The organism is Psychrobacter sanguinis (assembly GCF_020736705.1).
In the GTDB taxonomy this organism is placed as follows: domain Bacteria; phylum Pseudomonadota; class Gammaproteobacteria; order Pseudomonadales; family Moraxellaceae; genus Psychrobacter; species Psychrobacter sanguinis.
The window spans coordinates 374,472-398,081 of sequence record NZ_CP085990.1 but is presented as its reverse complement, the minus strand read 5'-3'; the positions used below and the strand labels follow the sequence as shown (position 1 = coordinate 398,081).

Annotated in this window: 16 protein-coding genes and 1 pseudogene; 11 read left to right on the top strand and 6 right to left on the bottom strand. The window is 40.9% G+C overall.

Annotated elements, in window-relative coordinates:
- Positions 1-502 precede the first annotated feature (502 nt).
- From gltB to LK453_RS14295, 7 genes and pseudogenes are all read left to right on the top strand, one after another.
- Positions 503-5,041, top strand: a complete 4,539-nt coding sequence (gene gltB / locus LK453_RS01745; protein ID WP_227674379.1) for a glutamate synthase large subunit — start codon at positions 503-505, stop codon at positions 5,039-5,041.
- A gap of 292 nt (positions 5,042-5,333) precedes the next feature.
- Complete coding sequence (locus LK453_RS01740) at positions 5,334-6,752, top strand: FAD-dependent oxidoreductase (RefSeq protein WP_201536433.1); 1,419 nt, start codon at positions 5,334-5,336, stop codon at positions 6,750-6,752.
- A gap of 446 nt (positions 6,753-7,198) precedes the next feature.
- Positions 7,199-7,846: a carbonic anhydrase gene (locus tag LK453_RS01735; protein WP_201526824.1), complete on the top strand. Its 648-nt coding sequence runs from the start codon at positions 7,199-7,201 to the stop codon at positions 7,844-7,846.
- Positions 7,847-8,000: 154 nt separating this feature from the next.
- Complete coding sequence (gloA, locus tag LK453_RS01730; RefSeq protein WP_201536436.1) at positions 8,001-8,546, top strand: lactoylglutathione lyase; 546 nt, start codon at positions 8,001-8,003, stop codon at positions 8,544-8,546.
- A 66-nt stretch (positions 8,547-8,612) separates the two neighbouring features.
- The gene (locus tag LK453_RS14300) at positions 8,613-9,113 is read left to right on the top strand and encodes a mechanosensitive ion channel family protein (protein WP_265088897.1); all 501 of its coding nucleotides are present in this window, start codon (positions 8,613-8,615) and stop codon (positions 9,111-9,113) included.
- A gap of 5 nt (positions 9,114-9,118) precedes the next feature.
- Positions 9,119-9,172, top strand: a pseudogene (locus LK453_RS14385) (hypothetical protein); the annotation flags it as partial.
- Positions 9,173-9,244: 72 nt separating this feature from the next.
- On the top strand, positions 9,245-9,595 hold the full coding sequence (locus tag LK453_RS14295; protein WP_379652662.1) for a hypothetical protein: 351 nt from the start codon (positions 9,245-9,247) through the stop codon (positions 9,593-9,595).
- Positions 9,596-9,714: 119 nt separating this feature from the next.
- Here the strand turns inward: LK453_RS14295 and LK453_RS01720 are convergent, their stop codons facing one another.
- The 3 genes from LK453_RS01720 to ribA form a co-directional block, all read right to left on the bottom strand.
- Positions 9,715-10,164, bottom strand: coding sequence for a c-type cytochrome (locus LK453_RS01720; protein WP_201536442.1), 450 nt, complete (start codon positions 10,162-10,164; stop codon positions 9,715-9,717).
- 288 nt (positions 10,165-10,452) lie between these two features.
- Complete coding sequence (gene hemF / locus LK453_RS01715; protein WP_201526811.1) at positions 10,453-11,466, bottom strand: oxygen-dependent coproporphyrinogen oxidase; 1,014 nt, start codon at positions 11,464-11,466, stop codon at positions 10,453-10,455.
- 132 nt (positions 11,467-11,598) lie between these two features.
- Positions 11,599-12,294, bottom strand: coding sequence for a GTP cyclohydrolase II (ribA, locus tag LK453_RS01710; RefSeq protein ID WP_201526809.1), 696 nt, complete (start codon positions 12,292-12,294; stop codon positions 11,599-11,601).
- Positions 12,295-13,056: 762 nt separating this feature from the next.
- On the opposite strand from ribA, the gene dxs reads away from it, so the two are divergent.
- Together dxs and LK453_RS01700 are read left to right on the top strand one after the other, a co-directional pair.
- Entirely contained in the window at positions 13,057-15,159 is a 2,103-nt protein-coding gene (gene dxs, locus LK453_RS01705) for a 1-deoxy-D-xylulose-5-phosphate synthase (RefSeq protein WP_376751570.1), read from the top strand.
- 233 nt (positions 15,160-15,392) lie between these two features.
- On the top strand, positions 15,393-16,223 hold the full coding sequence (locus tag LK453_RS01700) for an inositol monophosphatase family protein (protein ID WP_007394260.1): 831 nt from the start codon (positions 15,393-15,395) through the stop codon (positions 16,221-16,223).
- Between the two features lie 134 nt (positions 16,224-16,357).
- Here LK453_RS01700 and purU read toward each other — a convergent pair whose 3' ends face one another.
- Entirely contained in the window at positions 16,358-17,224 is an 867-nt protein-coding gene (purU, locus tag LK453_RS01695) for a formyltetrahydrofolate deformylase (RefSeq protein WP_379652664.1), read from the bottom strand.
- 492 nt (positions 17,225-17,716) lie between these two features.
- Here purU and LK453_RS01690 point away from each other — a divergent pair, with 492 nt between their 5' ends.
- Together LK453_RS01690 and LK453_RS01685 are read left to right on the top strand one after the other, a co-directional pair.
- Positions 17,717-19,801, top strand: coding sequence for a Slam-dependent surface lipoprotein (locus tag LK453_RS01690; RefSeq protein WP_227945174.1), 2,085 nt, complete (start codon positions 17,717-17,719; stop codon positions 19,799-19,801).
- Between the two features lie 85 nt (positions 19,802-19,886).
- A complete protein-coding gene (locus tag LK453_RS01685; RefSeq protein WP_201537440.1) occupies positions 19,887-21,287 on the top strand; it encodes a porin family protein in 1,401 nt (466 codons plus the stop codon).
- Positions 21,288-21,731: 444 nt separating this feature from the next.
- Here the strand turns inward: LK453_RS01685 and LK453_RS01680 are convergent.
- Together LK453_RS01680 and LK453_RS01675 are read right to left on the bottom strand one after the other, a co-directional pair.
- Positions 21,732-22,897 (bottom strand): IS3-like element ISPpy1 family transposase gene (locus LK453_RS01680; protein WP_227954044.1). Its coding sequence is split into 2 segments (ribosomal slippage): positions 21,732-22,624 and positions 22,624-22,897, totalling 1,167 coding nucleotides; the frame shifts between segments, so codons are not numbered across the junction.
- Positions 22,898-22,970: 73 nt separating this feature from the next.
- Complete coding sequence (locus tag LK453_RS01675) at positions 22,971-23,159, bottom strand: hypothetical protein (RefSeq protein ID WP_201542399.1); 189 nt, start codon at positions 23,157-23,159, stop codon at positions 22,971-22,973.
- Between the last annotated feature and the right edge of the window lie 451 nt (positions 23,160-23,610).

The window sequence follows — 23,610 nt, the reverse complement described above, 5'->3', positions numbered from 1 at the left end:
TAATAAGGGCTTACGCAAAAATAAAATGTCACGAAAAAAACCAACTGGGTCATTAAATTTCACTGGATTTTATAACTATGTTTCTCTAATATGGTTTGTAGAACGTTTAGCAATGTTATTATAGGTATTTTTATTCTTGATAGTAATGACCGATATTTTCCGCTATCTTAGATAATTGCTCCGTTCATTATTCATTCATTATTTACGACGCTTTTTTAGATGATGAATAGTTACCTGGTGAGGGCGATAAAGTATTAAATATTATCCCAGCTTTATCTGACTTATTTAGGTAGAGTGTTAATGTTTAAGCGATGTATTGTTGTTAGACATTGGCCTCACAAAGCGTCACAGTCATTAAGATACGTAGTGAGATGCTTATTCGAACTCTCTATTTTTTGGCTTACTTCCTACCACAGCTGTTATATCTATCCCGATAGCTGTGCCTATCTAGAAAAATCATTTAGTGATGAGTCAAAGCCATCACATAAATAAAGGACACGCCATGACACAGACTTTTACAGCCCACTCTGCCGCCCTAAATTATCCCGATAGCAAGCCTCCTCATTCTTCTACAGACAATTCTACTACCGATAACATTACCTATTTAGCCTCTCCTGACGATTTCACAGACAACTGTGGTTTCGGATTAGTGGCTCATATTGAAGGTAAACCAAGTCATCATTTAGTTAAAACTGCCATTCATAGTTTAAGCTGTATGACTCACCGTGGTGGGGTTGCTGCTGACGGTAAAACGGGTGATGGTTGTGGTTTGTTATTGGCCAAACCAGTTGAGTTTTTCCAAGTGGTTGCTGCAGAGCTAGGTATTGAATTAGAAGAAAACTTTGCAGTTGGTATGGTATTTTTAAACCTTGATGACAGCCTAGCGGCACATAGCCAACAGGTATTGGACAAAGAAATTGAGCAGCAAGGACTGACCGTTGCCGGTTGGCGTGATGTGCCAGTAGATTTGTCAATAGTTGGCGAAATCGCTCGTGAGACACTACCACAGTTCAAGCAAGTTTTTGTCAATGCGCCTGCTGAACTGTGCGCTGAGGATTTTAACCGTAAGTTATATGTTGCTCGTAAAAAAGCAGAGATTGCATTAACCGAAGATCCTTTATTTTATGTGACTTCTTTAAACTGTGAAACGGTTATCTATAAAGGTTTGGTAATGCCTTCAGATCTACCTGCCTTTTATAGCGACTTGCAAGACAGCCGTCTGCATTCTCATATCGTGGTTTTCCATCAACGCTTTTCAACCAATACGTTGCCACGTTGGCCATTGGCCCAGCCTTTCCGTTATTTGGCACACAATGGTGAGCTAAACACCATTACCGCCAACCGCAACTGGTCGGTCGCCCGCACGCCTAAACTTGAGACACCAAAGTTACCAGAAATCACCCAATTACATCCTTTGGTTAACCGCACTGGTTCGGACTCTTCAAGCTTAGACAATATGCTTGAGGTATTGATTTCAGGGGGTATGAGTTTGTTCCATGCCATGTCAATTTTAGTGCCACCTGCTTGGCAAAACGTTGACAGCATGGACATGGATTTACGTGCTTTCTATGAATTTTACTCGCAGCATATGGAGCCATGGGATGGTCCGGCAGGTCTGGTTATTCAAGATGGCCGTTATGCAGTATGTATGTTAGACCGTAATGGTTTACGTCCTTCACGTTGGGTTACTACCAAAAATGGTTACATCACAGTAGCTTCAGAGATTGGGGTTTGGGATTATGACCCTAACGATGTGATTGCCAAAGGTCGTGTCGGACCTGGTCAAATGTTGGTTATTGACACCTTAAATGGTGAGGTATTGGATGACCAGGTGATCAGTAATCGCTTGAAAAAAGCCCACCCTTATCGCAAATGGTTACGTGAAGAAGCCACTCGAATTCGTGAAAATGAACAGATAGAAGAAAAGCTGCTTGAGCAAGGAGTACGCGGTGAGCCGCTAAAAGCACTGCAAAAAATGTTCAACATCACCAACGAAGAGCGTACCGAAATCATTCGTCCCAATGCTGAAAATGGTCAAGAGCCAGTAGGTTCAATGGGGGATGATACGCCTATGGCAGTATTGTCTAAGCAAGTGCGTAATGTGGCTGACTTCTTCCGTCAGCAATTCGCTCAGGTTACCAACCCGCCAATCGACCCTTTACGTGAATCGATTGTAATGTCGCTACAGACGTGTTTGGGAGCTGAGACCAATATTTTTAACCCGACTCCTCGAGACGCGCACCGTATTATCTTATCGTCACCAGTATTGTCACCAAGTAAGATGCAGCAAATCGAAGCGTTAGATGATTCGGCATTTGTCAGTCAGCGTATCGATATCAACTACGATGAGTCTCTGTCATTAGACACTGCCATTAAGCAAATTTGTGAGCAGGTTGAGCAAGCCATTTTAGACAAAAAAACACTGATTATCTTGTCAGATAAAGGCATTGAGAAAGGTAAATTGCCTGCCAATGCTATATTGGTGACAGGGGCAGTACATCATTACCTTATCGAAAAAGGGCTTCGTACCGATGCCAACTTAATTATTGAAACAGGTATTGCCCGTGACTCGCATCAAGTTGCAGTATTAATTGGCTTCGGCGCTACCTGTGTCTATCCTTACTTGGCTTATGATGTTATTTCAGATTTGGTATCATCAGGTGAGCTATTGGGTGACCCTCTACAAGCACGCGCTAATTTCCGTAAAGGCTTAGACAAAGGCTTGTTAAAAATCCTATCTAAAATGGGTATCTCAACCATTGTCTCTTATCGTGGTGCTCAGCTTTTCGAAGCAGTGGGCTTGTCCGAAGAGATTGTAGAGCTATGCTTTAAAGGGGTGCAAAGCCGTATTCAGGGCGCAACTTTTAAAGATTTAGCAGAAGACCAAGCTTTACTGGCTAAGAATGCCTTTAGTCGTCGTACGCCCCTGGATCAAGGTGGTATGTTGAAATTCGTTTTCAACAAAGAATACCATGCGTTTAACCCTGATGTGATTAACACCCTACATACAGCGGTTCGTACCGGTGATTATGAAAATTATCGTCAATACGCTAGCTTAGTAAATATGCGCCCTGTGGCCACATTGCGTGATTTACTGCAATTAAAGTCAGGCAATAGTATTCCTGTGGAGGAAGTAGAGGATATCGCTGATATTTTACCTCGTTTCGATTCTGCAGGTATGTCCTTGGGCGCGTTATCCCCTGAGGCTCATGAAGCTATTGCGATGGCGATGAATACCATTGGCGGTCGTTCAAACTCTGGTGAGGGTGGTGAAGATCCAGTACGTTACGGCACTATGCGTAACTCAAAAATTAAACAGATTGCCTCTGGCCGATTTGGGGTAACGCCAGCGTACCTACGTTCGGCACAAGTAATGCAGATTAAAGTAGCCCAAGGGGCAAAACCGGGCGAGGGTGGTCAGTTGCCAGGTGGTAAAGTGAACTCACTTATTGCCCGTCTGCGCTATTCAGTACCGGGTGTGACTTTGATCTCTCCACCACCGCATCATGATATTTACTCGATTGAGGATTTGGCCCAGTTAATCTTCGACTTAAAACAAGTGAACCCTGAAGCATTAGTATCAGTGAAGCTCGTTTCTCGTCCTGGGGTAGGGACTATTGCTACCGGTGTTGCCAAGGCCTATGCTGATTTGATTACTATTTCTGGTTATGATGGCGGTACTGCAGCATCACCTTTATCTTCAATCCATCATGCCGGCTCTCCTTGGGAATTAGGCTTGGCTGAAGCGCACCAATCCTTACGGGTTAATGGTCTGCGTGACAAAGTGCGTATGCAAACTGATGGTGGCTTAAAAACGGGTCTTGATGTGGTAAAAGCCGCTATTTTAGGGGCAGAAAGCTTTGGTTTTGGTACCACGCCAATGATTGCAGTGGGCTGTAAGTACCTAAGGATTTGTCATTTAAACAACTGTCCAACAGGTGTCGCTACTCAGCAAGCCCGTTTACGTGACGAGCATTTCATTGGTGAAGCTGAAATGCTAATTAACTTCTTCAAGTTTGTGGCTACTGAAACTCGTGAGTGGTTGGCCTTCTTAGGTGTGCGTTCTATGGAAGAGTTGGTCGGTCGTACAGACTTATTAGAGATTATAGAAGGTACAACTCAGAAGCAGCGTAATCTAGACTTAACGCCTCTGTTACGTAGTCATCCTGCCGCTGAAGGTAAGCCGCAAACTTGTCAGGTAGAACGTAACGAGCCGTTTGATAAAGGCTTGTTGGCTGAAAAAATGGTCGACGATATGATTTTGGCAATTCGTCAAGGTCAAGGCGGGACTTATAGCTATCAAGTAGGTAACTGTGACCGCTCAATTGGTGCCCGTATCTCAGGTGAGATTGCTCAGGTATGGGGAAATTTAGGAATGTCAGACAGTCCTATTAAATTGCACCTTGCCGGTACCGCAGGTCAAAGTTTGGGTGTATGGAATGCGGGCGGATTAAACATCGAGCTTGAAGGTGATGCCAACGACTATGTTGGTAAAGGTATGGCGGGCGGTGAAATTGTTATTTATCCGCCTAAAGGGTCAACGTTTGCGTCGCAAGAAACTGCCATTATTGGTAATACCTGTTTATATGGCGCAACGGGCGGTAAATTGTATGCTTCGGGGACTGCGGGAGAGCGTTTTGCAGTCCGTAACTCAGGGGCTCATGCTGTAGTTGAAGGCGTCGGCGATCACTGCTGTGAATACATGACTGGGGGTGTGGTGACCGTGTTGGGTAAAACCGGTCTAAACTTTGGTGCTGGTATGACTGGTGGCTTTGCCTTTGTTCTCGACTTAGACAATACTTTCTTTGATCGTTGTAACCACGAGCTTATTGACTTGCATCGCATCTCAAGCGAGCAGACGGAAGAGCATCGTATTTATCTAAAACAAATCATTGAAACCCATGTCGAAAAAACCGGTAGTGCTTGGGGTCGTCAGATTTTGGCAGACTTTGAACATTATGTGCGTAAAGTATTCTTAGTGAAACCTAAAGCCGCTAATATGGCCTCACTATTACACAGCACAACGGCAGACCCTCAATAGGGAGCATATGAACCTTAGTCTTGGGGATCAATAATTTGAGATCCAAGACTGCTTACCCCAAGATTGGTTTTATTTTAATAAAGGTTGAGAATTAAAGAAGAAAAGCAGTTTACAGTTTTCTATTTGAAGCTTAAGCCTTTCTCTTTGTCCCAACCTCCCAGTATATTTTGTCCAAGTGAGGGAGCAACCCCTCTTGCGGCAGGTTTTACCGTAGCAGCAGCGTATGGGCCAACTATTTTATTTAAGCCTGATGACTGCAGTGGTAATACCAACTTAAGGAGACAAAACCCTAATGAAGCGTATTAATAACAACTTTCAGTTTTTAGATGTGCCTCGTCGTGAGCCCGAGAAAAAAGACATTGTCACTCGCTCAACTGAATTCGTAGAAATCTATACCCCTTTCGAATCTCAAGAAGCCGCGCAGCAAGCACACCGCTGCTTAGAGTGTGGTAACCCGTATTGTGAATGGAAGTGTCCGGTACATAACTACATTCCTAACTGGTTAAAGCTGGCTACTGAAGGTCAAATTTTCCAGGCTGCGGAGCTGTGCCATCGTACTAATACTTTGCCTGAAGTATGTGGTCGTGTTTGTCCACAAGACCGACTTTGTGAAGGCGCCTGTACTCTAAACGATGGCTTTGGTGCCGTAACCATTGGTAATGTTGAAAAATATATCAACGATACTGCCTTTGCTTTAGGCTGGCGTCCTGACATGAGTGACGTGCAGTGGACGGATAAAAAAGTCGCCATTATTGGCGCCGGTCCTGCCGGTCTTGGCTGTGCGGATGTTCTGGTTCGTGCCGGCGTGAAGCCAGTAGTATTTGATAAGCGTCCGGAGATTGGTGGCCTGCTCACTTTTGGTATTCCAGAGTTTAAGATGGAAAAACAAGTGATGCGCAATCGTCGTGAAATCTTTGAAGGCATGGGCATTGAGTTTCGTTTAAATACTGAAGTAGGTACAGATGTGACCATTGAGCAATTACTAGAGGATTACGACGCAGTCTTTATGGGTATGGGTACCTATACTTATATGCGTGGCGGCTATCCTGGAGAGGAGTTAAACGGGGTTTATGATGCGCTAGATTATTTGATTGCCAACGTTAACCGCTGTAATGAATGGGAACAGAATCCAGAAGAGTACATTAACTTAAAAGACAAAAAGGTAGTGGTACTCGGCGGTGGTGATACCGCAATGGACTGTAACCGTACCGCCATTCGTCAAGGGGCAGATAGAGTGGTTTGTGCTTATCGCCGTGACGAAGCCAATATGCCCGGGTCGCTTCGTGAAGTAAAAAACGCCAAAGAAGAAGGCGTTGAGTTTCTATTTAACCGTCAGCCCACACAAATTGTCGGTTTAAATGGCCAAGTTAAAGGAGTGAAAGTAGTCACCACTCAGCTAGGCAAACCTGACAATCGGGGTAGACGCCGTCCTGAGCCTATCCCTAATTCTGAAGAAATCATTGAATGTGATGCGGTCATCATGGCTTTTGGTTTCCGCCCAAGTCCAGCCGATTGGTTTGCCACCAGCGATATTGGTATGGACGAATCAGGTCGTGTTGTCGCACCAGAAGAACAACCATTCAAATTCCAGACCAAAAACCCAAAAGTATTCGCTGGTGGAGACATGGTACGTGGTTCTGATTTGGTAGTAACTGCCATTTGGGAAGGTCGTGAAGCAGCCAAAGGTATTTTGGATTATCTAGAAGTATAATTTTAATATAGAGCCATTCTTAGAGTAGAAAACTACTTTCAAACAGTTATCACATAAAGCCCTCTAATATGAGGGCTTTATGCTATCTACAGCTTTTATTTATATACCTATTTATGAACTACTTATTGCATCAACAAGCCAGTCAAAGTCACAGTTATGGTCAGTCAGAATAGTAGTGAAATAAAATAGCAATGATTCAAAGCATCAAGACACTGTTGTCAAAAGAGCAGTATCGTGTCTCAGTTTAGTCAGGGTCGAGCCTGTTAAATCACAATAAATTTGTGGGTTTTCAAGCTTAAGGAAATTGTGGAAGGTCTGTAAAACTTAGCATAATAATGGCTAAGAACCTCATTGGCTTATGTTAGAATTATCCCCAAACTTTCTAATGTACCCCTATTTTCAGCCCCATATTTAACCCTATTTTTGACAAGGACGAGACCGATATCATGCCATCAAGAAATCAAGGTGACAAACCTAAGACCGGTGAAGAAGCATTACAGTGGCTAAAAAGTGGCAATGCCAGATATGTCAAAAGCTTAACTGATCCTAATCATCCTATGCCTGCCCGTCATGAACTAATTTCAGAGCAAGACCCATTTGCCATTATTTTAGGCTGCTCAGATGCTCGTGTACCCGTAGAGATTGTCTTTGACCAAGGTTTGGGAGATTTATTCGTTATTCGAGTCGCAGGCAACGTGGTTGCACCATCTCAAATTGGCTCGATTGAGTTTGCGGTGGAGAAGTTCGGTACTCGTTTGGTGGTAGTATTAGGTCATTCTCATTGCGGTGCAGTGACCGCTTGTGTTGAAGCATTAATGAATCCAGAGCAAAACTACACCACCAATCTGCAGTCGATCGTCGATCGTATTCGCCCCAGTGTGTATAACTTACATGAGCTTGCCACTGCCAAAGGCGGCGATATTGATGTACAAGAGCTTATTGATCGCTCAATTAGCGCCAATGTGCGTATGTCAGTCAGCCAACTAAAACATGCCTCACGCTTACTAGAAGACATGAACCGTGAGGGTGAGTTGCTTATTGTGGGGGCGGAGTATAATTTAGACACAGGTGAGGTAGAATTTTTACCTATGTAAGAGCCTCCATGTAAAAGCTTCTAGTTCATTTTTCACTTTATTGATATTAGTGGTATTGATAGGAGTGATTTGAATAAATTGACTGTCATTTATTGATTTAGATTAACTTTTTTATCTCAAATTTTTTATCTCAATTATAGCTAAGGAAATAACTATGTCTGTTACTTATATTGATCAACCAGAAAATTCAGTACAGGTAGATGGAGTGCAGCCGATTGCCTCTGCCACGTCTGGTTATACTTTTAACCATACGATGTTGCGGGTAAAAGACCCGAAGCAGTCTTTGGCCTTTTATACTGGGGTCCTTGGCATGACATTATTGACTGTTAAAAAGTTTCCTGAAATGGAGTTTGATTTGTACTTTTTGGCCAAATTGACTGAAGAAGAGGCTGCCAATCTGCCTGCAGATCAAGACTTGGCAATTTATACATTCCGTCAGAGAGGCATTTTAGAGTTGACCCATAACTATGGCACTGAGAATGAAGAAGGCCGTATCTATCATGATGGTAATGCCGAACCTCAAGGCTTCGGTCATATTTGCTTTAGCGTACCAGATTTAAATGCAGCAGTGGCTTGGTTTGACGAAAACAACGTGGAGTTTAAAAAACGTCCTGACGAAGGCAAAATGAAAAACGTTGTTTTTATTAAAGACGTGGATGGCTACTGGATTGAAGTAGTACAGGCAGACTTAATGGGCTAAAGCGTCTTAAGTGTTCAAGTATCAATAATTTATTGATTAAACCATTTAATTTTTATAAGGAGTTTCATGCCCCAGGTAACGGTTACTGACAAAGTAGGTGATAAGATAAATGAATATCAGGTCATAGCCTCGGCTGCCAATGATATGGTAAACGACTTTATTGTTCGTTTGCCTTATTTTATGGTGGCGGTTGTCGTGCTACTGGTATTTTGGCTGTTATCGCTTATTTTTAAGAGCGTGGTTAGTAAGCTACTGTCAAAAAGCCATACCCATCGTAACTTAGTGCGTGTGTTTCAGCGTATTGGCGGGGCATTAATCTTCTTTATTGGTTTAATGATAGCCATGGTGATTGCCATACCCGGCTTCACCCCTGCCAAGCTTGTCGGTGCGCTAGGGATTGGTTCGGTAGCCATTGGTTTTGCTTTTAAAGACATTTTTCAAAACCTACTATCAGGTATCTTGTTGCTACTTTCTGAACCGTTTCGAATTGGCGACCAGATTGTTTCCGGCGAATTTGAAGGTACGGTAGAGGACATTAAGGTCAGAGCCACTTTGAAGGTACGGTAGAGGACATTAAGGTCAGAGCCACTACCATACGCACTTATGACGGTAGACAGGTAGTTATTCCCAATTCTCAACTTTATACCAGTGCCTTAACTGTCAATACGGCTTATAAACGTCGTCGTTTAGAGCTGACGGTGGGTATAGGCTACGAAGATGATATTAGAAAAGCAAAAGAAGTTATTCTACAGGCGCTTGAAAAAGCGGAGACTGTTTCTAAATTAGCAGAGCCTTCTGTAGTGGCAACAGAGTTTGGTGCATCAAGTATTGACTTAAAGGTCAGATGGTTTATTAATGATGGTACTCAAGCCAATAAAGTCGCCTCTATTCATGAGGTAATCTTAGAGATTAAAGACCAACTAGATGCAGCAGGGGTGAATATTCCGTTTCCTATTCGTACTTTGGATTTTAGTGATGAATCGGCCAGTGAGCTGGTTAAGAAGATGGCTAAGTTACAAAGCCAACAGCTAGACCAACAGCCAGAATAATTGAAGATTGCTTATTCAAACAAGGTTTTTTTGAAAAGTGATATTAATACGATACTTAAAAGCCCTGAATAAATTCAGGGCTTTTTTTTGCTAATAATTAGAGTAAATGAAAATAAACTTTAATCCTTGGCCTTTCTAAAGTCTTCATGACAAGACTGACAGCTGTCACCCACTGGTTTTAAAGCCGGCAAGATTTCCTCTAAAGTCGTTGCATTTTGAGCCGTTGTGTTCAGTTCTGCGGTTACTTTTTGAAAGTTTTCAGTTTCTGCTTTAAAATCAGTAGCATTGACCCATACAGCATCAGTGGCCTCACCTAATTGGTTTTTATCCGCAAAGTGAGCCCAAGGTTTATTGGCACTTTCTGCGAGAAACTTGGCGTTTTCTTGAAACTTAGCAAGATCGAAAGTTTCAGGCGCTTTGGCCATGCCACCCATAACACTCATGGCATCTTTCCAATCTTTCATAACATCTTGACGGGCACTAACGTCAGGATTTGAACCACCTGAACAAGCCGTTAATGCCAAAGTTAGGGGAAGAGTAATTGCCACTAATAAAGATTTTATTTGCATAGCGATATCCTTGCTTTAGTAATTTATACTTTTTCTATAAAACAACCTATCTTTTTCAAACTCACTAAACCAATTACTTGTCGTGTTGGCATTGGTTTTGCGTGATAGGTTGATTTTTAGATTCGGTATTCCGGGTTATTTAACTCATAAAATAGAGCTCTTTAATCCATAATATTAGCAAAATTAATAAAAATGTCACATTCGAAATGTGGCTATCTTGTTATCAACGGAAAATTTAACTCATTACTAAGACTTGGTCGCTAAGATTTATGCTCTAAGAACTGTTATCTAAGAATCACTGTCTAAGTTCAGCCAATCATGGGGCTTCAAGTAATAATTAGTCAGTTCATACTCTGCGGTACCTGGCTCAGGCTCATAGCGATATTGCCAGCCAGTCAATGGCGGTAAGCTAACTAAAATCGACTCGATACGGCCGTTGCTTTGTAAGCCAAATAAAGTACCACGGTCATAGACTAAGTTATACTCTACATAACGGCCACGGCGATATAGCTGGAAATCACGCTGCTGTTCGGTATAAGGGGCATTTTTGCGTTTTTCGAATATTGGCAATATTGCCTCTAGATAACCTTGACCCACTGCTTGCATAAATTTAAAGCAGGTTTCAAAGTCCCAGCCACGACTCATAGTGTTGACATCATCATAGAATAAGCCGCCAATACCACGCTGCTCATCGCGGTGACGTAAATAAAAATAATCATCACACCATTTTTTGAATTCAGGATAAATCTCTTCTCCAAACGGTGCACATAAGTCATGACAAACTTTATGCCAGTGCACGCAGTCCTCTAATACAGGATAAAAAGGAGTCAGGTCAAAACCGCCCCCAAACCACCAAATAGGCGCTTCACCTTCTTTTTCGGCCACAAATAAACGCACATTAGCATGGCTAGTAGGAACGTTTGGATTGCGAGGGTGTATGACCAATGAAACGCCCAAAGCTTGGGCTTTACGACCCGCGATATCAGGATGACGAGCGGTGGCAGTAGGGGGCAAATTATTAATGTGGATGTGACTGAACATCACGCCTGCTTTTTCAATGACTTCGCCACCTGCCATAACACAAGAGCGACCACCACCACCTTCAGGACGCTTCCAATCATCGGGCGTAAAAGTTGCCGTACCGCCACCGTCTGCCTCTTGTTGCTCTATGGCTTGACAAATATCCGCTTGCAGTTGAACCAGAAAGTCATGTACCCGTTGGATATCATGCACAGTAGGATTGCTACTTTTGTCAGTGGCGGTTTGTGAGTGGTCATTGGTTCCGATAGAGGATATAGTCATGCCGTACTCCATTATGAGTTGTAATGCAGTGGATTAGAGGAAACTTACCGCTTAAATACGCTGTTTTTATGTGGCTAGTTATAGAAGAGTAATGGTTAACAAAGTAAAATGAAAACCTACTAGGCTGTTTATTTACTCGTTTATTTGTTGGTCTACGATAGGTTTGAAAACCAAAGAGCCGATGTCACTTTGTAAATGATGTCCCATACGCTCACGTTTGGTGGCCAAGTAGTCGACATTAAATGGGTTTAGTCCCACGACTAAAGGAATACGTTCAACTACCTCAAAACCTAGATCTTCTAGATAGCTGAGCTTATCTGGATTATTGGTTAATAAGCGCAATTTGGTAATACCCACGTGATCTAACATAGGCTTACACATTTCATAAGTGCGCGCATCCGCAGGTAGACCTAGCATTAAATTAGCATCAAGAGTGTCATGGCCTTGATCTTGCAATGCATACGCTCGAATTTTGTTGGTTAAGCCAATCCCTCGACCTTCTTGACGTAAATACAAAATCGCCCCACAGCCTTCCTCTTGAATGGCTTGCATCGTGGCATTTAGCTGCGGTCCGCAATCACATTTTAAAGAGGAAAAAGCATCACCCGTTAAGCACTCTGAATGAATGCGCACCAAAGGCGCCATTTGGTTAGCCGTTTTACTCCCATTCTTATCCAGTGGTAGGCCACAAGTCAGCATAACGTGTTCTTGCTTCTCAGCGTTTTCAAACACGTGGATATCAAACTCTCCATGAGCGGTAGGAAGCTTTGCTTTACTGACAAACTTATAAGGAGAGTGTATTTTTGTTTCTGAGAATTGTTGAGACATTGCAGACCTAAGGAGTCATATTCGTGAATAAGGGTAGGGATTAGGGCGATATATCAATACAAACCAAGCGTCGGCGGCAATAAATAATCACGCTATACTTTATAGTCTTGCGTAAAATACATAATAGTTTTTAGCGAAATACATCACAGTCTTGCGTGAAATACATAGAAAATTCACATAGCAAGTCCGATGAATAAAGCGTTAAATGAAAAAAAATGCTATTATGCCATACTCTTAATTCCGATACAGTGTTTGCTTTCTCTCAGCCTTTACCTGAATAGGGTACTCTGAGGTAAGATATCGCTTTATAATTGGCAAAAGCACTATGATTAGCCAAAGCGCTGTCATTGGCTTTAACCCTCACTATAAATTACTTTTTGATTAAGTTTGTGATTAAGACAGTATGGCTTATCGTAGTCATTATAACTTATCATAGAGAAGTAAATGACGGCAGTTCACTAAATATCAAGTAGCTCATATTAAGTACTTAGTATAATAACTGCTAATATAAAGAATACTGGAACGGGTTTTAATCTATGCAGAAGATGCATAGGTCTGATATCTTAGCAAGGTTTAGCCATTTTTATGAACTGTCGCTTGAGAACAGATAAATTATTTTTACCCCTATTCACCCACACTGATGCTCCGCTTATGATTTTGGTAATGCTTTACCTCAGCAATAAGCAATCGTGATATTAAGTCAGTTATATTAACTTGATAGATAGCGTCTATATACTAAGATTAGTAGGTTTTGTAAGGTCTATGCAGCAATATTCTAACTCAACTAAGCCCAAGCCTGCGCCTTCGCATCAAATAGATTCATCGTCTGAAGATAGCAGCGTTGATGTGGCGATTTCTAAGACTGTGGTTAATAAACCAGCAGCTATGCGTCTTTTTAGTGAGATTCCTACCTCGCGTCCTACTACCCCTTTATTAGACACTATAGATTCGCCTACCGATTTAAAGCCTTTAAGCCAGGATCAACTTCTGATTCTAGCCGATGAGTTACGTGAGTACCTATTGTATTCAGCGGGTCAAAGCGGCGGACATTTTGGCGCCAACTTGGGTGTGGTAGAATTGACCTTAGCCTTACATTATTTACTAGACACGCCTAAAGATAAACTTGTTTGGGATGTGGGTCATCAGGCCTATGCTCATAAAGTATTGACTGGCCGCCGTGACCGTCTGTCTTCAATTCGCTCCAAACAAGGCTTAACTGCCTTCCCTGAACGCCAAGAATCAGAATATGATACTTTTGGTGTGGGACACTCTTCCACCTCTATTTCTGCCGGACTTGGTATGAGTCTAGCGCTGCGTCATCTTAAATCAGATGCAAAAGTAGCCTGTGTTATCGGTGATGGTGCGATGACTGGAGGTATGGCTTTTGAAGCTTTGAATGATGCGGTACAACAAAATGCAGATTTATTGGTAGTCTTAAATGACAATGATATGTCGATTTCTTGCTCTATTGGCGGTTTCTCACGTCATTTAGCCATGCTTTGGGAATCAGGCTATCAAGTGGACATTACCGCAGGTGGCAAGCCCAAACTGACTCATCTTCCTGAGATGCCTTTGGCCAATCGTCGTGCCCGTCATAGTGCGTTACGTGATATTCCAAAAGTAGCCGATAACTTATTTAAAGCCATTGGTTTTAGCTACTTCGGACCTTTTGATGGCCACGATTTGCCCGAGTTACTTAGAGTACTCGAACGGGCCAAAAATGTTTCAGGCCCAGTATTGGTACATGTTTATACCACTAAAGGCAAAGGCTTTATTCCTGCAGAAGGCGACCCTGTCACCTACCATGCGATTAGTAAATTACCGCAACCCTCAGTGGATCAGCAAACCAGCGAGTCTACTACTAAATCTACTACACATAAGAAAAAATATTCGCAAGTATTTGGTGAATTTCTTTGTGATAAAGCGGCTGTCGATAATAAGCTGATTGCGATTACCCCCGCGATGGAAGAGGGGTCAGGTATGACTGAGTTTGCTCAGCAGTATCCTGAGCAGTTCTTTGATGTGGCGATCGCTGAACAGCATGCGGTTACTTTAGCCGCTGGTATGGCCACACTGGATGTGAAACCGATTGTCGCTATTTACTCAACTTTTTTACAGCGCGGATATGATCAACTGATCCATGACGTTGCTTTGCAAAATTTGGATGTGACGTTCGGTATCGATAGAGCAGGTCTGGTAGGAGAGGATGGTGCCACTCACGCTGGGGTGTTTGATTTGGCATATATGCGCTGTGTTCCAAATTTAGTGATTGCCACACCTAAAGATGAAAACGAGTGTTATCACTTATTAAATACGTGTTATGAGTATAAAGGCCCTAGTGCAGTGCGTTATCCTCGCGGCACAGGTCCAGGCGCTGAAATCACCAAACCTGGTCAGGATTATGAAATTGGTAAAGCAGTGGTTGATGTGGTGTATCAGGCCTCATCTGTCTCAAACAACAGTGATAAAAAGCTGGCATTACTTGCGTTTGGTCCGATGGTAGCGACCGCAGATGCAGTAGCCAATAATCTGATGGCTGATAGCACTGTCCCTGCAGAGATTAGTGTGGTCAACATGCGCTGGGTGAAACCTCTAGATACCGACCTACTTGATAACTTAATTGCTAAGGGCTATACCCATATCGTAACCCTTGAGGAACATTCGGTTATGGGCGGTGCAGGCAGCGCTGTTAATGAGTATCTATTGAATCACACCGCCAGTATTGAGCAAAAAGTACATATTAAAAATATTGGTATTGCGGATGAGTTTATCGCCCACGGCAGTCACGCTGAGCAATTAGCAGAGTGTCGCTTAGATGTGGCTGGCGTGACCTCACAGTTGCGTGAGTGGTTTGCGACACAGTAAAGCCAGCTATTTAATCAATTTATTTCCGACTCTCTTTTAGTGTTTCTTTATATTCAGCTATTAAATAAGCCATTATAAAAGCGATTAAAGAGAGTCGAAAGTGTCATTTTTTATCCCACGTTATAGAGTAGGCTACTGAATTTAATCTGAAGTCATTACGCTTATATACATTAACCTTAGCTGAAGATTACAGCTGAGTTTTTAACCGCTTTAATAGAGCAAATAGGAAAATTATGGAACCAATGGTCGTAATAGCAGCACGCGCTGCTGAAAAAGTCGGTGCTGAATTATTAAAAGCGCATCAAAACCGTCATAAAATTGAATTCGATACGGAATCAAAAGGCCTTGAAGGTCTTGTCACTAAGATTGACCGCTTTAGTGAAGAGTTGACGATTGAAACTTTGAAGTACAATTATCCTAATCATTCTTTCTTAGGTGAAGAGTTTGGCTTGCAAGAAGGTCAGGGTAGTGACTCAGAATGGTGCTGGATTATTGACCCACTAGATGGGACTCATAACTTCGTACATGGTGTTCCACATTTTTGTATTTCGATCGCTGTTCAGCACAACGGGGTGACTGAGCATGGCGTAATTTACGATCCAGTCCGCGATGAAATGTTCTCGGCCAGTCGTGGTAAAGGTGCTCGTTTAAACCAACGACGTCTACAAGTTAGCCAACGCAAAACTATTGAAGGTGGTCTATTCACTACCGGTCATCCTGTTGAGCGTCAAGAAGGCGACAAAGTCGTCTCATACGCCAAAGAACATTTTGCTACTTTACAGAAGATTGCTGAAGAAGGCGGCCAAGTACGTCGTTTAGGCTCAGCTGCTCTAGACTTAGCTTATGTGGCAGCAGGCCGTTTTGACGGTTACTTCGAAATGAAATTAAAGCCTTGGGATATTGCTGCTGGTGAGCTTATCGTTAACGAAGCACGCGGCGTGGTTGTAGATCATCATGGTGCTCATAACGCGATGCAAACAGGCTCTATCTTTGCTTGTAACGTAAAACTGTTAAAACCATTAATGAAGATGGTTGTGCCTACTTGGGGCAATGCAGTTCGTTAAGTTTAAGCCGTAAGCTAATAAAAGTTTATACATAAAAAGCCCATAAATCATTTTGATTTACGGGCTTTTTTATAGGCTATTGCTTAGACATAAAGCTGATTCACATCATAAGCTATATGGGCGAATAGCTAGAGCTAACTAAAAACCACAGTTTTATTGCCTGCCACAATGACACGGTTTTGCACATGCCAGTTTACCGCACGTGCCAATACATTACGCTCTACATCACGGCCAATGGCACGCAGTTCAGTTACGCCTTGACGATGAGTCACACGGTGTACATCTTGCTCAATGATAGGGCCTTGGTCTAAGTCCGCAGTGACGTAATGGGCGGTCGCACCAATTAATTTGACACCTTTATCAAACGCTTGGCGATAGGGGTCTGCACCTACGAAAGCAGGTAAGAATGAATGATGAATGTTAATAATCTTCATCGGCCAACGATTGACAAAATCAGACGATAAAATCTGCATGTAACGGGCCAAGACCAATAAATCATTACCTTCCATTATCTGATGAATTTGTTCTTCAGCTTCGGCTTTATTTTCTTTGGTAACTTGTACATGATGAAAAGGAATACCAAAGTTTTTTACTGCTTGGCGCAAATCATTGTGGTTACTTACCACGCAGGTTATATCACAGTCTAATAAACCGCGCTGGTGGCGCCATAGAAGGTCGAGTAGGGCATGGTCAAATTTTGAGACTAAGATACCCACCTTGGTTTTAATTGCATTGTCATGTAATCGCCATTCCATCTCATAACGCTTGGCCACTGTGTGCGAGAAACTGGCTTCAAAGTTTTCAATAATTTCACTAAGTCCTGCCAAAGCGAACTCTAAACGCATGAAATACTGACCACCTTCATGAGCGGTTGAGTATTGGTCCAAGGTAATGATATTGGCACCATAGCGATGAATGAATTCAGAAACGGCTTGGACGATGCCTGCTTGATCTTTACATTTGATTAATAAGGTGGCGGTATCAATGGCAGGATTTTCTATGGTTATGTTTTTTGACATAAAAACTCACTAAATAATAAGATGAAAAAAAGCAGGCAAGACAATCATCGACTGCCAGCCTGTTCTAAAAATTAATTCCAAAGATATAGAGCATATTAAATATATTTGCTATTGAAGACTATTATAGCAGTTACCGACACGGGTAAAGTTGACAATAAATCATCTAATTAATAGGTTTATTTAACCATATATAACCAAATAACCCACTCGCAGTGAGTGGGTTATTTATTTATGCATTAAAGGATATCGAAGGTAGCTATCTGTTATTTAAGTGCTTCGCAAGCAATACTAACTTTATTATCTTTATATTTGTTAAAGATTTTTTAAATATAAGAGACTGAGCATATTGTCTAAATAATAACAGTATTGTAATATTATAGTAACAAGCTGAAATAAAAAACATTAAGCCTGTTAAGTAAAAAATAATGATTTTAACAAAAAATAAAGGGTATTTTGATTATTACGGAGAGAAAAATGTCCCTAGTGAATTTATCGAAACTTAGTTTTGTAGTTGTATTGGGATTAGGTGCTGTTGCATGCAGTAGTGGTGGTTCAAGCTCATCATTTGGGGGTAGCTCTCCAATCATAACTCCAGAACAACAGGCGCAAAAAATCGAAGCTAATCGTGTAGCTTTAGTAGCAAAAGCAAAAAAAGCAGGCTTAACAGAGGCTCAAGCAAATGCTTATGCAGAGGCTAACAAAGAAGCCAGTGCAAAAGATGCTGAAAACTCTCTAAATAAAATTTTATCTGACATTGCAGAAGCGCAACGTTTAGAAAAAATCGAAGCAAATCGTGTGGCTTTAGTAGCGAAAGCGAAAAAAGCGGGTTTAACAGATGCTCAAGCAAATGCTTATGCAGAGGCTAACAAAGAAGCCAGTGCAAAAGATGCTGAAAACTCTCTAAATAAAATTTTATCTGACATTGCAGAAGCGCAACGTTTAGAAAAAATCGAAGCAAATCGTGTGGCTTTAGTAGCGAAAGCGAAAAAAGCGGGTTTAACAGATGCTCAAGCAAACGCTTATGCAGAGGCTAACAAAGAAGCCAGTGGAAAAGATGCTGAAAGTGCTCTAAACAAAATAGTAGCTGATATTGCAGAAGCGCAGCGTTTAGAGAAGATTGAAGCAAACCGTATTGCATTAGTAGCGAAAGCGAAAAAAGCAGGTTTAACAGAGGCTCAAGCAAACGCTTATGCTCAAGCCAACAAAGAAGCTAATGCTACAGACGCTGAAAGTGCTTTAAATAAAATTCTAGCGGATATTGCAGAGGCGCAGCGTTTAGAGAAGATTGAAGCAAACCGTATTGCATTAGTAGCGAAAGCGAAAAAAGCAGGTTTAACAGAGGCTCAAGCAAACGCTTATGCTCAAGCCAACAAAGAAGCTAATGCTACAGACGCTGAAAGTGCTTTAAATAAAATTCTAGCGGATATTGAGGCAGAGCGTTTAGAGAAGATCGAAGCGAATCGTGTAGCATTAGTAGCAAAAGCTAAAAAGGCAGGTTTAACAGAGGCTCAAGCAAATGCTTATGCTCAAGCTAACAAAGAAGCCAGTACAGAAGATGCTGAAAGTGCTCTAAACAAAATTTTAGCTGACATCGCAGAGGCTCAGCGTTTAGAGAAGATCGAGGCGAACCGCGTAGCCTTAGTAGCAAAAGCTAAAAAAGCAGGTTTAACAGATGCTCAAGCAAACGCTTATGCTCAAGCTAACAAAGAAGCCAGTACAAAAGATGCTGAAAGTGCTCTAAACAAAATTTTAGCTGACATCGCAGAGGCTCAGCGTTTAGAGAAAATTGAAGCGAATCGTGTGGCTTTAGTAGCGAAAGCAAAACAAGCAGGCTTAAGTGAGGAGCAAGCGACAGCTTATGCTGAGGCCAATAAAGAGGCCAGTGCAGAAGAAGCTAAAAATGCGTTAGATGTTATCGTTGCTGAGAATGCGCATAATAAATTTTTAGCAGATGTTGAATCAGCTAAAGGTGTATCAAATAGTAACTATCCTATTGAAACTATTACAGCAAAAACACGTGCATCGGCCAGTAGTACAAGAAATGCTTTTACTCAAGAGGATAGAATTCAAACAGTTGTTTATAACCAAAATTACTCTGTAATTCTTGGAAATTACTCAGGTAATTTAAGCTATAACAATCAGAATGGCACAATCATCACCGATAACAGACAGGCGTCTATTATTGCTAAAGGTTATGAGACTAAACCTGAAGCAATTCCAAGCACAGGAATAGCACTATATAGAGGAAAAGCTTTTAATGGGACTTACAAACATGATTTCTTTGATGCCAAAATTATGGAAGGTTCTTTAAGTTATAATGTCGATTTTGATAGTCGTACAGGCTATGGAACAATTACTGGCCTAGGTGACGTAGTTGAGCTAAATGAAGGAACTATCTCAGGTTCTGGAATATCTTCATCGGCCAAACAGTCATATAGAAATGGAAGTTACTCGTTAGGTTTCTATGGTAAGGAAGCTGAGGAGGTTGCAGGTAAAGTAGAGTTTAATGGTAAAGATACTATTGGCTTTGGTGGTACGCGTGGCGAAATTATCAAGTAAGCCTCAGCTCTAATTTAACTACTCTAAAAGTCGTCTGAAAATATACTCATGTATTTCAGACGGCTTTTTTCATATTGGTATCTCTATGAATAAAAAATATCATGTCATCATCTATTTTGTAGTAGCAACGGTGACACATGCTCAGGAAGTGCCTTTAGCACAAACGATTTTTTTTGATGAAGAGCCTCAGATAAAGCCAGAATTACTGCTTGATCATTCAAAAAAAGATTCAATTCAAATTGTTGTGCCTCCACAAACTCAAGACTTAGAATCACAAGTGAATTTTGCGATTATCAGCAAGAACTGGGATAAGCTGACAACTTTACTAGAGCAATATAAAGACACACCAAGTATGGATCCTATTTTATACAATTATGGATTAGGAGCTCTTTACAGGCATGATGGTCGCCAGGCTGAGGCTATTAAGCTGTATGAAAGCATAATACAGCAACAACCAAACTTGTATTATCCTCGTTTTGATCTAGCAATGATGTTATATGAAAATAAGCAGTTTAATGAGTCTAAAAGTCATTTAGAGGTTGTTGAACCATATTTATCACCTCAGATGCAGATAATTGTAAGTAAAGTTTTACAAGATATAAAAAAATCACAGCAGTGGAATTACGATGTTAACTTTAGTTATGAAAAAACGGATAACGTCAATCAAGCTTCTGATTTAAAAGAACTTGTTCTTGGTGATGCGGTGTTCGTTAGAAGTGAAGACTCCCTGCCACAAAAGGCCCACGGTATTCGTTATGGTTTAAGTAGTAGTATGGATAAAAATATATTTGGTAACCACTACTTAGTAGCGGATGCAGAACTATCAGGTGTTCATTATTGGGACAATTCAGATTATAGTGAGATTACTCCAAATGCGAGCCTAGGTTATCGCTTTAAAGATATTAAACAGACGTTAGGAGTTACAGCACTTGTTGATAAGAACTTTTTGGGTGGAGAAGATTACAGTACAAATTACGGTGGTGTGCTGTCGTATAATCGCAAGTTATCTAATCAACTTCAAGTGTCAGGAAGCTATTCACATATCCAAAAGAACTATACTGAAGATGATTTAGCTAAAAACTACGATGGACATCTAAATGCAGCTTCTTTGCTTCTCTTTTACCAACCCAAATTAAAATGGCTACTTTATGTGGGGGCAGATGCAATCTATGACAGACTTGAGGATAAGTCTGAATCTTCAGATAAGAAAGGTCTCAGAGCAGGCACGGTATTTTCAGGAGATAAATTTATTGTAAGAACAAACCTTCGCTACTCTGAAAGGGACTTTTTAGATAACAACTATTTGTACAATACGAAAAGAAAGGACGAAGAGTATCAATTAAGCACATCAATAGGTCATAAAGACTTAGTTTGGAATGGGTTTTCTCCAAAAATTAATTATGAATTTAAAAACATAGATAGTAACTTGCCTCTGTATGAAAGAAACGATAGCACAGTGTTCATTGAAGTTAATAAAAGCTTTTAAAATTTAAGTAAAGGAACAGAAAGTTGGTACGGTATATTCAATACCAATATCTATACCAACGAATATACCGTAATTTACTAAAATATCTCTTAGTTTTTTGATTAATATAGAGTAAACAAGAAAATGAGAATTAATAAAATAGTAGTTAGATTAAAGAGTTAGGCATGAAAAAAAACCTGCCGTATTAGTATGGCAGGTCTTTTTAGTGCTTGACAGCAATGGAAGTAACTAAACAAGCCATTCTATATAAGCCTTGGTATAGAAAGGTTATGATTTTTTAGTACCATTCAACATCAGCATTTATCCCAACAATTTTTTGTAAAAGGTCAGTCGCAGCATTTTTAAAATAGTTTATTTACCTTGTTATCAATAAATATTCAAATTGCAAAACTAGTCTAGCATGTGACTTAGAGTAAGGTACTCCCCAATGTCTAGACCAAATTATCATAAAATTAAGATAGAATTGGGTTGATAAAACGATTCATTATCCGAACTATTGTTAGCCAGATAAACCTGTGCAGGAGTATGGTAATCGAGCGACTGATGTAAATGCTCATGATTGTAAAACTCGAAATACTCTTTCAAACCTGCTCTTGCCTGACTGACTGTCTCAAACTGTCGCAAATACACGCATTCATACTTCACTGACCGCCAAAGCCTTTCCACAAAGATATTATCCAGTGCCCTACCGCGACCATCCATACTGATGGCAATACCCTGCTCAATGAGCGGTCTGGTAAATCTTGGGCTGGTAAACTGAGAGCCTTGATCCGTATTAAAAATCTCACAGCGCAACCCATTGTGCAGTAAGCTGCTCACCGTATCCACGCAGAAATCCGCCTCAAGCGTGGTAGATAGCGACCAGTCTAGAACATAACGACTGTACCAATCTATCACCGCCATCAAATACACGAAGCCCTTGGCTAGGCGAATATAGGTGATATCAGTACTCCACACTTGATTACAACGGCTAATCGGTACATGCCTAAGCAAATACGGGTAAACTTGATGTTCAGAGTTAGGCTTACTCGTGTTAGGATGCTGATAAATGGCATCTAGCCCCATTTGCCGTAGTAAGCGCCTAACTCGCTTTTCTCCCACTTGATAGCCTAGTTGCCTCAAATACGCTGTCATGCGTTTAACCCCATAAAATGGGGTCTTGGTGTACTGTTCGTCAAGCAAGTTCATCAGCGTAATATCAAGCTCGCTGATGGGCTTTGGCTGATAGTACAAACTTGAGCGGTTGATACTGAGTAATTCACATTGCTTACGAACACTAAAATCCTTGTTATCAGGTTCTAGCAGTTGTTTACGAGTGCTCAGGGTAGCTGTGAGGACTTTTTTTTAAGCCAGTCTCTTTCGCTTATAACTTGCCCTAGCTGCCTATGTAGTTCATCGATAATAGCTTGCTGGGCTTGTTCGTTGGCTTGCTGTTTGGTATTGAATGCAGTAGGGGTAACTGCCAAAGCCTGCTTTTTCCAGTTGCTGATTTGGGTTGCATGAACCCCATATTCTGCGGTTAACTCGTTGAGGGTCTTGTGTTCTTTGATGGCTTCAACGGCGACTTTGCTTTTAAATTCAGCATTGTGACGCTTACGTACTTTTGTCATTAGATAGACCTCTTTTTCTAAAGGATATTCTATCTTATTTGCTACAATTTTTTGGTCTAGTTTTCCGGGAGTATTATAGAGAGTCCCTGTGACGTTTTTCTTGCTGCTGAATTTCGCTACCCACACCCATCAGCTTAGCCTTACTCAAGGTGCAATTCAAAGCAGTTTGGTAATCATGCTCATCTAAAGCCAAGTTACGTACTCTTTCAACTTCATCGAGAATACTATCAATGGTAATAAAATCTCTGAATCTTGTTCTCATTGTAAGTTATCCTTTATTCCATATTAATACGAAAACGTACATAAATGGGGTTGTTTATGATTAAAAATTAAGTATATAGGTAATATTTGACAAACTCATGAAAATTTTTCTTAAACTTAGTATAGAGTGATATTTAGTTTTTAATAAGCATTATCAAAATACGGTCATTTAAGTATCTGATATTAATGAGATACTTATATATCTTATTTAATTATATAAATAAGAATAACTTAAATATAACAGAATAAGGAGAGTTATACTAAAGAAAATGCAACGTGGTTGTTAACTATGTTTGCAAGTTCACTCATTTATCTTCAGAAGTAATGTACTATTTACAATTACACCTTCAACTGGCTATAGCCGTTTTAGGTTTATTTAAGGTTTATTGAAAAAAGCTGATAGCTCTAATTACATCGAATTTAAATATATTCAATACCAACATCTATACCAA